Consider the following 14,261-nt stretch of genomic DNA (forward strand, 5'->3'; position numbering starts at 1 on the left):
AGCTCCGGAACCGGTGGCGTGTCATGTAGGTACGACACGCGGGGTTCGGCGCTTGTTCAGTGCACTGGCTTGTTTCTGTAGGAGCCAGCTTGCTGGCGATGGGGTCGACTCGGTTTCTGTGGTGATGCTGATTACGCCATCGCCGGCAAGCCGGCTCCTACGGAACTCGCATTACTCGTCCTTGAACTGGTCTTTGACGTACTTGATCTCGGTTCGGCCGTGTGGGGCGGGCAGGCCGTCTTCGCCTAGGTTGACGAAGACCATCTTCTCCACCGTCAGGATGCTTTTGCGGGTGATCTTGTTGCGCACTTCGCAGGTCAGGGTGATCGAGGTGCGGCCGAACTCGGTGGCGGTGATGCCCAGTTCGATGATGTCGCCCTGGCGCGAGGCGCTGACGAAGTTGATTTCGGAAATGTACTTGGTCACCACGCGCTGATTGCCCAACTGGACGATGGCGTAGATCGCCGCTTCTTCGTCGATCCAGCGCAACAGGCTGCCGCCGAACAGCGTGCCGTTGGGGTTGAGGTCTTCGGGTTTTACCCATTTGCGGGTGTGGAAATTCATATTCACTCCTGAGCGTCTTGCCGAATGATGGGTGCCATCATGGCAGAGCCCGGACTAGAGCTCTATTAAGCATCGTCTATGGTCACGATTACCGTTCGGACATTGACCGACAGAAACGCTTTGGAAGATCAGCATAGCCCGCTATAATCGCCCCCGTTTCAAAACGGTAACGTTCCATTGATACCGTTTTCCCGCCACCTGTCCGAGGGGCGCTGCAGCAGGTTCAACCTGTCAGGCTCGGATGGGGCGTTGACTGGCCACGGCCAGACACTAAACGCACAACGGCGCCCATTCGCATACATTACGAATGGAGGCTCTTCATGAGCGCTGTTATCACGCCTGCAGATTTTAACGATTACAAAGTCGCCGACATGTCCCTGGCTGCCTGGGGCCGTCGCGAAACCATCATCGCTGAATCCGAAATGCCAGCCCTGATGGGGCTGCGCCGCAAGTACGTCGGTGAGCAGCCGCTCAAAGGCGCCAAGATTCTCGGCTGCATCCACATGACCATTCAGACTGCCGTGCTGATCGAAACCCTGGTTGCCCTGGGTGCCGAAGTTCGCTGGTCGTCCTGCAACATTTTCTCGACTCAGGATCAGGCCGCTGCTGCTATCGCCGCTGCTGGCATCCCGGTTTTCGCCTGGAAAGGCGAGACTGAAGAAGAGTACGAGTGGTGCCTGGAGCAAACCATCCTCAAAGATGGCGCGCCATGGGATGCCAACATGATCCTCGACGACGGCGGCGACCTGACCCAGCTGCTGCACGACAAGTACCCACAGGTTCTGGATCGCGTTCACGGCGTGACCGAAGAAACCACCACCGGCGTTCACCGCCTGCTGGACATGCTGGCCAAGGGCGAGCTGAAAATCCCGGCCATCAACGTCAACGACTCGGTGACCAAGAGCAAGAACGACAACAAGTACGGCTGCCGTCACAGCCTGAACGACGCGATCAAGCGCGGCACCGACCACCTGCTGTCCGGCAAGCAAGCGCTGGTCATCGGTTACGGTGACGTGGGCAAGGGCTCCGCTCAGTCCCTGCGTCAGGAAGGCATGATCGTTAAAGTCTCCGAAGTCGACCCGATCTGCGCCATGCAAGCCTGCATGGACGGTTTCGAACTGGTTTCGCCGTTCATCGACGGTATCAACACCGGTACCGAAGCAAGCATCGACAAAGCGCTGCTGGGCAAGATCGACCTGATCGTGACCACCACCGGTAACGTCAATGTTTGCGACTCGAACATGCTCAAAGCCCTGAAGAAGCGCGCTGTTGTCTGCAACATCGGCCACTTCGACAACGAAATCGACACCGCTTTCATGCGCAAGAACTGGGCATGGGAAGAAGTGAAGCCACAGGTTCACAAAATCCACCGTACCGGTCCTGGCGCATTCGATGCCCAGAACGACGACTACCTGATCCTGCTGGCCGAAGGCCGTCTGGTTAACCTGGGTAACGCCACCGGTCACCCAAGCCGCATCATGGACGGTTCGTTCGCCAACCAGGTTCTGGCGCAGATCTTCCTTTTCGGCCAGAAGTACGCCGACCTGTCGCCAGCCCAGAAAGCCGAGCGCCTGACTGTTGAAGTACTGCCGAAGAAACTCGACGAAGAAGTGGCCCTGGAAATGGTCCGCGGTTTCGGCGGCGTCGTGACTCAACTGACCAAGACCCAGGCCGACTACATCGGCGTGACTGTCGAAGGTCCGTTCAAGCCGCACGCTTACCGCTACTGATTCGCTGGCCGGCTGCGCGGTGTTCTGATGCACCGCGTCGCCTGCTCCCTTGTAGGAGCGAGCCTGCTCGCGATGGACGTTAACGATAATGCGTACTGGCTGGATAAACGCATTGCTCTCACGCTCTTCGCGAGCAGGCTCGCTCCTACAAAGGGTCAGCGTTCGCCTTACGCGTTTCCAAGGATATGACCATGTCCCAAGACCGTCGCTACAGCTTCGAGTTCTTCCCTACGAAGACCGACGCTGGGCATGAAAAGCTGCTCGCCACTGCTCGTCAGCTGGCCACGTACAACCCCGATTTCTTCTCCTGCACCTATGGCGCTGGCGGCTCGACCCGTGATCGAACCCTCAACACCGTGTTGCAGCTCGAAAGCGAAGTCAAAGTCCCTGCCGCACCGCATCTGTCCTGCGTAGGCGACAGCAAGGCCGACTTGCGCGGCCTGCTGGCGCAATACAAGGCTGCCGGCATCAAGCGCATCGTTGCCCTGCGCGGTGACCTGCCTTCGGGCATGGGCATGGCCAGCGGCGAAATGCGCCACGCCAACGACCTGGTCGAATTCATTCGTGAAGAGACCGGTGATCATTTCCACATCGAAGTCGCCGCTTACCCGGAAATGCATCCGCAAGCGCGCAATTTCGAAGACGATCTGACCAACTTCGTGCGCAAAGCCAACGCTGGCGCCGACAGCGCGATCACCCAGTACTTCTTCAACGCCGACAGCTATTTCTACTTCGTCGAGCGTGTACGGGCGATGGGCGTGAACATCCCGATCGTGCCGGGCATCATGCCGATCACCAACTACAGCAAGCTGGCGCGCTTCTCCGATGCCTGCGGTGCGGAAATCCCGCGCTGGATCCGCAAGCAACTGGAAGCCTACGGCGACGACACCCAGAGCATTCAAGGCTTTGGTGAACAAGTCATCACCGAGATGTGCGAACGCCTGCTGCAAGGTGGTGCGCCAGGGCTGCACTTCTACACACTGAACCAGGCTGAAGCGAGCCTGGCGGTGTGGAACAACCTGAAGTTGCCGCGCTGATAAACGTTTAAAGCAAGATCAAAAGATCGCAGCCTTCGGCCACTCCTACATTCGGGCATGTTTAATCCCTGTAGGAGCGGTCGAAGGCTGCGATTTTTTGCTTTCTACGTACTTTTATTGTGATGCAACACACGGAGATAGAGCATCTGCAGTCGGTTTCTGGCTCTTTCCCGTTTCTCGTCGTAATCTCAAGCCCATGCCTTTGATCCCACAGTTAATTGCCGTGCTGGTTTTCACTTGCCTGAGCTTTGCCGCTCGGGGCGAGAAGCTACGCATTGTCACTGAACCGTGGGCACCTTATGTCTACGAGGAAAACGGCAAATCACTGGGCCTGGACTACGAAACCACGGCCATCGTCTTCAAGCGCCTGGGGATCGAAGTCGAGTGGCAGTTCCTGCCGTGGAAACGCTGCCTGTCGATGCTTGAAACCGGCCAGGCCGATGGCGCGCTGGACATTTTTCACAGCGACGAGCGCGATGCGACCCTGCTCTACCCCAGCGAACCGCTCTCGGAAGTCCAGTTCGTGCTGTTCTATGCCAACGAACGCCCGCACCCGTTTAGCACCCTCGACGATCTGAAAGGCCTGACGATAGGCACCTCGCCGGGCTATCTGTACAGCCCGGACTTCCGTGAATCGACGCTGTTCACGCGCGAACCGGCGCCCACCCATGAAGCCAACTTCGGCAAACTGGTGCGCGGCAGGATCGACCTGCTGATCACCGACCGCCGGGTGGGCCAGCATTTGCTCGACGAATTGAATATCCGCGACCAGATCAGCGAAAACCCGACCGTCATCAGCCAGCAGAGCCAGTTTCTGGCGGTGCGCCGCAACGCGGGCATGGATTTGCTGGTGCAGCGCTTCGGCGCCGAGCTCAAACGATTCAAGCGTGAACCCGCGTACGCCGAACTGAGCGCCCGTTATGGCGCCGATCCGGCTACCAGCACGAAAACTGCCGGGGCCACCGCTGCCCGCGAAAAAACCGTTGAGCAGCAGGAAAGCGGCGCGCAGTGATTGCTCTGTTATACTCCGGCCTTCCCGCCAGGCTCACGCCCGGACGCTCGGACTTGTTCAAGGCATCTCGACCCCGCTACAGCGCAGCTTTTCAGCCCGCGCGAGCGCTCCAGACGAGCCTTCGAGGCCCAGCAGGACCGGACGGGATTGCGTCCTCTTAAACGCCATTCGCGCCAGGCAAGACTCCCATTGGGCCAAGCCCTAACTAAAACAGGATTACTCATGTCCTTTGCTTCCCTCGGTCTCTCCGAGGCTTTAGTCCGCGCCATCGAGGCAGCGGGCTATACCGAGCCTACTCCGGTGCAACAGCGGGCCATTCCCGCCGTGTTGCAAGGTCGCGACCTGATGGTTGCGGCTCAGACAGGTACTGGCAAAACCGGTGGCTTCGCCCTTCCGATCCTGGAGCGGTTGTTCCCTAACGGTCACCCGGACAAATCCCAGCGTCACGGCCCGCGCCAACCGCGCGTACTGGTCCTGACCCCTACCCGCGAACTCGCGGCTCAAGTACACGAAAGCTTCAAGGTCTATGCCCGTGACCTGAAGTTCGTCAGCGCCTGCATCTTCGGCGGCGTCGGCATGAACCCACAGGTTCAGGCCATGTCCCGTGGCGTTGACGTGCTGGTGGCCTGCCCTGGCCGCCTGCTCGACCTCGCCGGCCAAGGCAGCGTCGATTTGTCACACGTGGAAATCCTCGTGCTGGACGAAGCCGACCGCATGCTCGACATGGGCTTTGTCCATGACGTGAAGAAGGTCCTGGCCCGCCTCCCGGCCAAGCGTCAGAACCTGCTGTTCTCGGCGACGTTCTCCAAGGACATCACCGACCTCGCCGGCAAGCTGCTGCACAACCCGGAACGCATCGAAGTAACGCCGCCGAACACCACGGTCGAGCGTATCGAGCAACGGGTTTTCCGCCTGCCAGCCAACCACAAGCGTTCGCTGCTGGCGCACCTGATCACCGCGGGCGCCTGGGAACAGGTGCTGGTGTTCACCCGCACCAAGCACGGCGCCAACCGCCTGGCCGAATACCTGGACAAACATGGCCTCAGTGCTGTCGCCATCCATGGTAACAAGAGCCAGAACGCGCGCACCAAAGCCCTGGCCGACTTCAAGGCCGGCGAAGTGCGCATCCTGGTCGCTACCGACATCGCCGCGCGCGGCCTCGACATCGACCAGTTGCCACACGTGGTCAACTTCGAACTGCCGAACGTCGACGAAGATTACGTGCACCGTATCGGCCGTACTGGCCGTGCCGGTCGTTCGGGCGAGGCGATCTCGCTGGTGGCTCCGGACGAAGAAAAACTGCTGAAAAGCATCGAACGCATGACCAAGCAGAAAATCGCCGACGGCGACCTGATGGGCTTCGATTCCAGCGCCGTGGAAGCCGAGAAGCCGGAAGTGCGCGAGCGTCCGGACGTGCGTAACCCGCGCAACCCACGTGGCCCGCGCGGCGACGGTCCGAACGGCAGCGGCGGTGGCGGCGGTCGTAAAGACAAGGGCAAGGACAAGGGCGGCAAGGAAAAACCGGCGGCCAGCGGCCGTGGCGAGCGCCCGGCACGCGAGCAGAAGCCACGCGAAGGCACGCCTGCCCGCGAGCAACAGCGCCCGGCGCCACGCGCTGCCGCTGATCGCGCTCCGGACGAGTTTCTGGACGACGATATCGATAACTTCGGTAACCGCGTCGACTACGTGCCTCAAGCCAAACCGGCCCAGGGCCGTGGCCGCCGTCCGGGTGCTCCGGCACAAGGCACGGCCGCTGGCGCAGGTGCTCCACGCACCGGCGGCAAGCCTCAGGGTCGCCAAAGCGGTCCACGCAGCAGCGACGGCGCCTCCACTGGCACGCCGCCAGCCAAGCGCAGCGGTCCACGCAACGGTGCGCCACGTGACGGTCAGGCCCGTCGCGAAGAAGGCCGCAACCGTCGCCCGGCACGTGAAGATCAGTCACGCTCGGAACCAGCGGTGCAAAACCCGCGCGGCCCGGCTCCGAAGATCATTCACAAGGAGTCGAAAACCGATCGTTTCCCGACGCCTGAACAGCTTGATCAATTGCCAGGCCGTCCGCGCGGTGAAAAACCAGCGTTGCTGACTCGCAACCGCTGAGTTTTACCCAGCCATGAAAAATGCCCCTGATCTCGCGATCCGGGGCATTTTTTTATGCCGGACAAAAACCCTGTAGGAGCCGGCTTGCTGGCTCCTACAGTGGATTTGTGGTGCTCATGCAGATTTTGGCAGGCAATAAAAAACGCCCCCGATCGTGAGATCGGGGGCGTTTTTGTGTCAGGCGCGAAAATTACTTCGCTTTGACACCTTCAAACGTCACGTACAACTCAACCGCGTCGGACGCTGGGCCCAGGTCTTTCTGCTTGCCGAAATCGGAACGCTTGAGGTTGGTGGTGCCTTCGAAGCCGGCACGGTAGCCGCCCCATGGATCCTTGCCTTCACCCAGGAAAGTCGCCTTGACCACGACTGGCTTGGTCACGCCAGCGATGGTCAGATCACCCGCCACGTCCGCAGTGTCTTTGCCAGCGGCGTTTTTGCCGGTGGATTTGACGCTGGTGGAAACGAAGGTGGCTTTAGCGAATTTGCTCGCGTTCAGGAAATCACCGCTGGCGATGTGCTTGTCACGTTCGGCGTTGTTGGTGAAGACGCTGGCGGTGTTCACATTGAACTCGATCTTGGCGTCTTCAGGCTTGGCAGCGTCGAAGCTGAACTTGCCGTCGATATCCTTGAAGGTACCGGTGATGAAGCTGTAGCCCAGGTGGCTGATCTTGAAGTCAACGAAGGCGTGCTGGCCTTCCTTGTCGACGACATAATCAGCTGCCATTACGTTACCGGCGGACAGCAGAGCGGAACCGATTGCCAGAGCGGCGAGGGTCTTTTTCAACATGCTTTCTATTCCTTTGGAGTCGAGGTTGAACTTCAGGCTTTGCGACCCAGCATTCGAGTAAGGGTCGCATCACGATCGATAAAGTGGTGCTTCAATGCTGCCAACGCATGGAGACCGGAAAAAATTACCAGCACCCATGCCAGATACAGATGAATCTCACCGGCGGTGTCTGCCTGGTCCGGTAGTCCGGAAACCAGTGCAGGAACTTCGAACAGGCCAAACACCGGAATCCCGACACCATCTGCGGTGGAAATCAGGTAACCGGCAATCATCACAGCAAACAGACCGAGGTACAGGAACGAATGGCCAAACTTCGCGCCCATGCGCGTCAGCCGGCCATAGCTTTCCAGCGTTGGCGGTGGTGGGCTGATAAAGCGCCACAGCACCCGAAGCACCATCACGGCCAGCAACACCAGGCCAATGCTCTTGTGCAGCTCCGGCGCATCTTTGCGCCAGGTGCTGTAGTAGTCGAGATCGACCATCCACAGGCCCAGTGCAAACAGACCGAAGACCGCCAGCGCCACGCCCCAGTGCATGAAGATGCTGACCCAACCGTAGCGGGAAGAAGAGTTACGTAGCTGCATGCCCAAATCCTGTGAGAATTGCGACCAAGACTATCGAGTTATCTATCGAATTAAAGCGGAAAATTTCGCTTTGAAATATCGAGAAATACGATCAAGAGTCTGAAATCGGTGAGTTAAGGAAAGATTAACGACCAATGTGTGAAAAAAAATGACGTCCAGATCAAGAACACCAATGCCATGAGATTTATTCAATTCTTTTCTTCAGGCATAAAAAAACGCGGCATTTGCGCCGCGTTTCTTTAATCCAGACGCTTACTGCGCTTTGGTATCAGCTACCGGGGTCGCAGCAGGTTTGGCTGCTGGTTTTTTCGCCGTTTCAGCTTTCTTTGCCGCCGGTTTCGCCGGGACCTTTTTGGTTTCGGCCGCAGGCTTTTTCGCCGGCGCCTTGGCCGCAGCCTTCTTGGCCGGCTCGGCTTTCACCGGGGCGGCAGGTTTCGGCGCTTCCACTGGCGCAGGGGCCGGGGCTGCTACTGGAGCCGGTGCCGGGGCTGGCGGTGTGACTGGCTCTGGCGCTTTCACGGGTTCCGGCTTCTTGTCGTCGTCCGAAGAACCACCAAACAGGTTGCTGAAGAAGTTGCCTTTCTTCGCCGCCACTGCGCCGGCTGCAGCAGCCGTCGCTGCCGGTACAACCTTCGCCGGTTCAAACGACTTGCCGGCCGCCAGGTCTTCAACCTGACCGGCTGCACGCTGACCGGTGCGCAACGCGCCTTCCAGAGTGCCCGGGTACAAGGTGTCGGTGTGTTCGCCAGCGAACGCTACGCGTTGCAGCGGACGTTCCCACAGGCGCCAGAACTTGCTGATCTGGCCCGGACCGAAGGCCAGGTAAGCGCCGCCCATCGACGGGTCGGTGCTGTAGCGACGGATTTCATAACCGGTGAACGAACCGCGCGCTTGTGGATAAAACGTGTGCAAACGAATCAGCACCTGATCGGCCATCTGCTTGTCGCCGAAGGCCTGCATCACCCGCGCGTTGTCGCCGGACAGGTTGATCACCACGTTGGCACCACCCTTCAGCGCCGGCTCGACCCACAACATGCCCAGGCCGGTGTTGCTGTAGATCTCGCCGGACATGCGCGCCTTGCTTTCCCAGACCGGCGTCTTGAACTTCAGCATGATCTGGTCGCGCCAACCGTAGTTGGTGCCTTTGATCGCGCCCATGTGCTGGGCATCCAGCGCCGGGGTCATCACGATTTTGTTGAGGGCGCGCAACGGCACCGCGACCACGACGTAGTCAGCCTGGTAGCCGACGCTGCCGACCTTGACGGTCACGCCGTCCTTGTCCTGGGTGATGGACGAGACCGGGGAACTGGTCTTGATGGTTTTCAGCTGTTTGACGAAGGCTTGTGCCAGCACCGGGCTGCCGCCCAGCAGGCGAGAAGCGCGCAGGTCACGGTCGGACACGCCACGGTAAACCCGGCTCTGTTGTGCGTAGTACAGCAACGACAGGCGCGAAGGTTCGTCATAACGGGTACGGATTTGCTGATTGATCAATTGACGAGCCGTGGCTGGCAACGTCAAACGGTCGAGCCAGTTGGAGACGTTGATCTGATCCAGGGCATGCAGCGCGCTGGTCGCGGCAGGGTTCTGCGGGTCTTCGATCGAGCGTGCCAGGTCGTCCAGGGTCTTCTCGTAACGCTTGAGCGCGTCAGCGGTGGCCGGCTCTTTGGTGGCCAGGTCAGCGGCGGTGTAATACACGCCGTCGATCAGGTAGCTCGGCGTGCGCACGAATTCAGGGGCCGGCGTGGTGCTCAGCTTGAAGGTCGATACGTACTTGTTCAACACCGGCTGAGTCTTGTCGTTACCGATCCATTCGCTGGTGGCCATGCCGGAACGACCGCCCAGGGTCGGCTTGGCTTCCAGCAGGGTTACCTGCCAGCCTTTGTTCTGCAGTTCGTACGCCGCCGTCAGGCCCGAGAGCCCGCCGCCGATCACGATCGCCGTTTTATCCTTGGCCAGCGCAGACACGCTGAACAGCCCCAACATCACCAGCGCACAGGCGCGCAGCCAACCAGCAGACATTCAGCGAACTCCGGAAATACACGTAGAAAAAAGCGGTTTTACGAGTCAGACGACTCAAAGAACCGCGAAGAATACGTCAGCCATCAAAGGCCCGCCAGCGACGTCTATCGCCCTATACAAAGTAGCTCATTCGACACAATGGGTTGTCCCGATGCCACGCATTGCATAGGCTTGCGCGATTGTATGTCCGCGCCTGTCGCGGACCGCCTCGAGGAGACTGGAAATGGGCCTGAATAATCAGTGGATGCAACGCGATCTCGCCGTGTTGTGGCATCCCTGCACCCAGATGAAAGACCACGAACAGCTGCCGCTGATCCCGATCAAGCGCGGTGAAGGCGTGTGGCTGGAAGACTTCGAAGGCAAACGCTACCTCGACGCCGTCAGCTCCTGGTGGGTCAACGTGTTCGGCCACGCCAACCCGCGCATCAACCAGCGCATCAAGGATCAGGTCGACCAGCTGGAACATGTGATCCTCGCCGGTTTCAGCCATCAGCCGGTGATCGAGTTGTCCGAGCGTCTGGTGAAGATGACGCCGGAAGGCCTGACCCGATGCTTCTACGCCGATAACGGTTCGTCCTGCATCGAAGTCGCGCTGAAAATGAGCTTTCACTACTGGCTCAACCGCGGCCAGCCTAACAAGAAGCGCTTCGTCACCCTGACCAACAGTTACCACGGCGAAACCATGGCGGCGATGTCGGTGGGCGATGTGCCGCTGTTCACCGAAACCTACAAGGCGTTGCTGCTGGACACCATCAAGGTGCCGAGCCCCGATTGCTACCTGCGCCCTGAAGGCATGAGCTGGGAAGAGCATTCGCGGAACATGTTCGCCGCGATGGAACAGACCCTGGCCGAAAATCACGACACCGTCGCGGCGGTGATCGTCGAGCCGCTGATCCAGGGCGCCGGCGGCATGCGCATGTATCACCCGGTGTATCTGAAACTGCTGCGCGAAGCCTGCGACCGTTATGGCGTGCACCTGATCCACGACGAAATCGCCGTCGGCTTCGGCCGCACCGGAACCATGTTCGCCTGCGAACAGGCCGGCATCCGTCCGGACTTCCTCTGCCTGTCCAAGGCCCTGACTGGCGGTTACCTGCCGCTGGCGGCGTGCGTGACGACGGAAGATGTCTACAGCGCGTTCTACGACGACTACCCGACCTTGCGCGCGTTCCTGCATTCGCACAGCTACACCGGCAATCCGCTGGCGTGCGCGGCGGCGTTGGCGACACTGGATATCTTCGAAGAAGACAACGTGATCGAGAACAACAAGGCGCTGGCCCAGCGCATGGCCTCCTCCACCGCGCACCTGGCCGATCATCCGAACGTCTCGGAAGTGCGTCAGACCGGCATGGTGCTGGCCATTGAGATGGTCAAGGACAAGGCGACCAAGGAAGCTTATCCGTGGCAGGAACGTCGTGGCTTGAAGGTGTTCCAGCACGCGCTGGAGCGCGGTGCTTTACTTCGACCGCTAGGCAGCGTGGTGTATTTCCTGCCGCCGTACGTGATCACCCCGGAGCAGATCGACTTTCTGGCGGAAGTGGCCAGTGAAGGGATCGACATTGCGACGCGCAACAGTGTGAGCGTGTCGGTGCCGCAGGACTTCCACCCCGGTTTCCGTGATCCGGGTTGATTGATCACACACAGCGATCAATGTGGGAGCGAGCCTGCTCGCGATGCAGACGCCGAGGTCTTTCTGATCATCCTCGGTGATGCTATCGCGAGCAGGCTCGCTCCCACAAAGACGACCAACACCTTTTTCAGAGAACCCGCATGAGACTGTCCCGCTTCTTTATCGACGCCCCCCTGAGCACTGGCCAGCACGAATTGCCCGAGGCCCAGGCCCATTACATCAGCCGCGTGCTGCGCATGGCCGAGGGTGATGCGTTGCAACTGTTCGACGGTTCGGGTCATGAGTTTCGCGCGAAGCTGGTCGAGGTCGGCAAGAAGCGCGTCGTGGTACAGATCGACGAAAGCTTCGCCGGGCAAATCGAATCGCCGCTGCAGATCCATCTCGGCCAGGGCCTGTCCCGTGGCGAGCGGATGGACTGGGCGATTCAGAAAGCCACCGAACTGGGCGTGACCGAAATCACCCCGATCTTCAGCGACCGCTGTGAAGTCCGCTTGAAGGACGAGCGCGCCGACAAACGCCTGATGCACTGGCGCCAGGTGGCGATCAGCGCGTGCGAGCAATGCGGGCGTTCACGGGTACCGGTGATTCACCCGCCGGTGTTGTTGGCGGACTGGTTGAAGCAGACCGAGGCGGAGTTGAAGCTGGTGCTGCATCCGGTGGCTGAGCCGTTGGTGAGTCATGCCAAACCGGCGACGCTGGCGTTTCTGATCGGGCCTGAGGGTGGGTTGTCGGATGTTGAGGTTGATCAGGCCAAGGCTGCGGGGTTCCACGCTGCGCGCCTGGGGCCTCGGGTGTTGCGCACCGAGACCGCGCCGGTGGTGGCGTTGGCGGTGGCCCAGCAGTTGTGGGGTGACTTCTAGGACGCCATCGCCGGCAAGCCGGCTCCTACAGGGTTCGTATTCACAACACATATCCTTGTAGGAGCCGGCTTGCCGGCGATTGCCACGACGCGGTTTAAAGGACGTAAAACATAATCGCCACAAAGTGCAGCAAACTCCCCGCGATCACGAACAAATGCCAGATCCCGTGCGCATGCCGCAACCGATGATCCAGTGCAAAAAAGATAATCCCCACGGTGTACAAAATCCCGCCCGACGCCAGCCAGGCAAACCCGGCCGTGCCCAGCGCCGCCAATAGCGGCTTGACCGCCACCAGCACGATCCAGCCCATCACCGCGTAAATCACGATCGACAGGATCCGCGCTTCCGAACGCGGCTTGATCTCCTGAAGGATGCCGATCAGCGCCAGCCCCCAGACAATCCCGAACAACGTCCAGCCCCACGGCCCGCGCAGAGTCACCAGACAAAACGGTGTATAGCTGCCGGCAATCAACAGGTAGATCGAAAAGTGATCGACCTTCTGCATGATCGCTTTCTTGCGCCCGCGCACGCTGTGGTAAACGGTCGATGCGCTGTAGAGCACCATCAAGGTAAACCCGTAAATCGCCACGCTGACGATTTTCCAAGGGCTGCCATCCATGCCGGCGATCACCAGCATCCACACCACCCCGACCGTCGCCGCCACCGCCCCGACCAGATGCGTCCAGGCGTTCAATCTTTCCCCGTGGTACATGTGTTGCTCACCTCACAATCCAATGCAGCGTTGCGCAAGGCTCAGGCCTCAAGCGTAAAAGCGCAACTCTTCAGTACACCCTCGCACCCTGTAGGAGCCGGCTTGCCGGCGATTGGCCCTAAAGCGTTACGATAATTTCAAGGCCGCCATCGCCAGCAAGCTGGCTCCTACAAAGGTCTGCGTGTGCTTCAGGAATTAGGCACAATCGAGCCATTCGAATAAGAGTCACGCCCATGCTGATCGATGAAGAGTTGACCCTGAAAAAACTCGAGGTGTTCCTCGCCTTCATGCGCACCGGCAATCTGGCTCGTGCCGCTGCCGAGTTGCAGACCAGCAACGTCAGTGTGCACCGGGCGATCCACTCCCTGGAAAGCGCCCTGCGCTGCCCGCTGTTCAAGCACGAAGGCCGTAACCTGACGCCGCTGGAAAGCGCGTATGTACTGGAAGAACGGGCGCAAAAGCTGATTCAGGACGTGGTCGAAACCGTGCGCCTGACCCGCGAAGCCGCAGGGTTCTCTGCTGAGCGCTTCAAGCTGGGCTCGTTGTATTCGTTGACGGTGAAGACCGTGCCGCAACTGATCATGGGCCTGAAAATCCGCCGCAGCGAACTCAATATCGACCTGATCCTCGGCTCGAACTTCGACCTGCTGTACAAGCTCAAGAACATGGAAGTCGACGCGATCCTGGTGTCTTTGGACGAGAGCGTGAACGACCCGGATTGCGAGCAGATCCCGCTGTTTTCCGATGACATTTTCCTGGCCACCCCGGCGGACTCGAAGTTTGCCCAACGCACGGAAGTCGATCTGGCCGAAGTCCGCGACGAGACGTTCATTACCCTGACCCAAGGCTTCGCCACGCACCAGGATGGCAATCGGGTGTTCAAGCAGGCGGGGTTCGAGCCAAAGGTGGCGATGCAGGTCAACGACATCTTCACCCTGCTGAGCATGGTCAGTTCGGGGGTGGGTTATGCGTTGCTGCCAGGAAGGATTGCAGCGGTGTATGAGAACCGGGTGAAGCTGATTCCGCTGCAGGAAAAGTATCGGTTGCAGCAGCACATCGGCGTGGTGTTTTTGAAGGCCAAGGAGCGCGACCCCAATTTGCTGGCGCTGCTGGCGGAGTGTCGGATGTATGCCAATCGCCAGGCTTAAGACCGAGGTGCACCCTTCGCGAGCAAGCCCGCTCCCACAGGGAAATGCATTCCAATGTGGGAGCGGGCTTGCTCGCGAAGG

At 59.8% G+C, this 14,261-nt stretch carries 12 protein-coding genes and 1 riboswitch; of the genes, 7 read left to right on the top strand and 5 right to left on the bottom strand.

What is annotated here, in order from left to right; all coding sequences use genetic code 11:
* Window positions 1-171: 171 nt before the first annotated feature.
* Window positions 172-564, bottom strand: coding sequence for an acyl-CoA thioesterase (locus PMI32_RS05170; RefSeq protein ID WP_008033312.1), 393 nt, complete (start codon window positions 562-564; stop codon window positions 172-174).
* Window positions 565-762: 198 nt separating this feature from the next.
* A riboswitch (S-adenosyl-L-homocysteine riboswitch) is annotated at window positions 763-861 on the top strand.
* Window positions 862-884: 23 nt separating this feature from the next.
* Here PMI32_RS05170 and ahcY point away from each other — a divergent pair.
* The 4 genes from ahcY (at window position 885) to rhlE2 (ending at window position 6,440) form a co-directional block, all read left to right on the top strand.
* On the top strand, window positions 885-2,294 hold the full coding sequence (gene ahcY, locus PMI32_RS05165; protein WP_008033313.1) for an adenosylhomocysteinase: 1,410 nt from the start codon (window positions 885-887) through the stop codon (window positions 2,292-2,294).
* 191 nt (window positions 2,295-2,485) lie between these two features.
* Window positions 2,486-3,331: a methylenetetrahydrofolate reductase [NAD(P)H] gene (metF, locus tag PMI32_RS05160; protein ID WP_008033314.1), complete on the top strand. Its 846-nt coding sequence runs from the start codon at window positions 2,486-2,488 to the stop codon at window positions 3,329-3,331.
* Window positions 3,332-3,527: 196 nt separating this feature from the next.
* On the top strand, window positions 3,528-4,343 hold the full coding sequence (locus PMI32_RS05155) for a substrate-binding periplasmic protein (protein WP_008033316.1): 816 nt from the start codon (window positions 3,528-3,530) through the stop codon (window positions 4,341-4,343).
* A gap of 222 nt (window positions 4,344-4,565) precedes the next feature.
* A complete protein-coding gene (gene rhlE2, locus PMI32_RS05150; RefSeq protein ID WP_008033317.1) occupies window positions 4,566-6,440 on the top strand; it encodes an RNA helicase RhlE2 in 1,875 nt (624 codons plus the stop codon).
* 190 nt (window positions 6,441-6,630) lie between these two features.
* Here rhlE2 and PMI32_RS05145 read toward each other — a convergent pair whose 3' ends face one another.
* From PMI32_RS05145 to PMI32_RS05135, 3 genes are all read right to left on the bottom strand, one after another.
* Window positions 6,631-7,227: a YceI family protein gene (locus PMI32_RS05145; RefSeq protein WP_008033318.1), complete on the bottom strand. Its 597-nt coding sequence runs from the start codon at window positions 7,225-7,227 to the stop codon at window positions 6,631-6,633.
* A 32-nt stretch (window positions 7,228-7,259) separates the two neighbouring features.
* Complete coding sequence (locus tag PMI32_RS05140; protein WP_008033319.1) at window positions 7,260-7,811, bottom strand: cytochrome b; 552 nt, start codon at window positions 7,809-7,811, stop codon at window positions 7,260-7,262.
* 252 nt (window positions 7,812-8,063) lie between these two features.
* Window positions 8,064-9,830 carry a flavin monoamine oxidase family protein gene (locus PMI32_RS05135; protein WP_008033321.1) on the bottom strand — a complete coding sequence of 589 codons (1,767 nt, stop codon included), beginning with the start codon at window positions 9,828-9,830 and terminating at the stop codon, window positions 8,064-8,066.
* A 223-nt stretch (window positions 9,831-10,053) separates the two neighbouring features.
* Here PMI32_RS05135 and PMI32_RS05130 point away from each other — a divergent pair, with 223 nt between their 5' ends.
* Window positions 10,054-11,460 carry an adenosylmethionine--8-amino-7-oxononanoate transaminase gene (locus tag PMI32_RS05130; RefSeq protein ID WP_008033322.1) on the top strand — a complete coding sequence of 469 codons (1,407 nt, stop codon included), beginning with the start codon at window positions 10,054-10,056 and terminating at the stop codon, window positions 11,458-11,460.
* Between the two features lie 140 nt (window positions 11,461-11,600).
* Window positions 11,601-12,320 carry a 16S rRNA (uracil(1498)-N(3))-methyltransferase gene (locus tag PMI32_RS05125; RefSeq protein ID WP_008033323.1) on the top strand — a complete coding sequence of 240 codons (720 nt, stop codon included), beginning with the start codon at window positions 11,601-11,603 and terminating at the stop codon, window positions 12,318-12,320.
* A 94-nt stretch (window positions 12,321-12,414) separates the two neighbouring features.
* Here PMI32_RS05125 and trhA read toward each other — a convergent pair whose 3' ends face one another.
* Entirely contained in the window at window positions 12,415-13,032 is a 618-nt protein-coding gene (gene trhA / locus PMI32_RS05120) for a PAQR family membrane homeostasis protein TrhA (RefSeq protein WP_008033324.1), read from the bottom strand.
* A gap of 233 nt (window positions 13,033-13,265) precedes the next feature.
* Here trhA and PMI32_RS05115 point away from each other — a divergent pair, with 233 nt between their 5' ends.
* A complete protein-coding gene (locus PMI32_RS05115; protein WP_008033325.1) occupies window positions 13,266-14,180 on the top strand; it encodes a LysR family transcriptional regulator in 915 nt (304 codons plus the stop codon).
* The last annotated feature ends 81 nt before the right edge of the window (window positions 14,181-14,261 follow it).

Origin of the sequence: Pseudomonas sp. GM60, from assembly GCF_000282415.1 — a bacterium.
GTDB classification, from domain to species: domain Bacteria; phylum Pseudomonadota; class Gammaproteobacteria; order Pseudomonadales; family Pseudomonadaceae; genus Aquipseudomonas; species Aquipseudomonas migulae.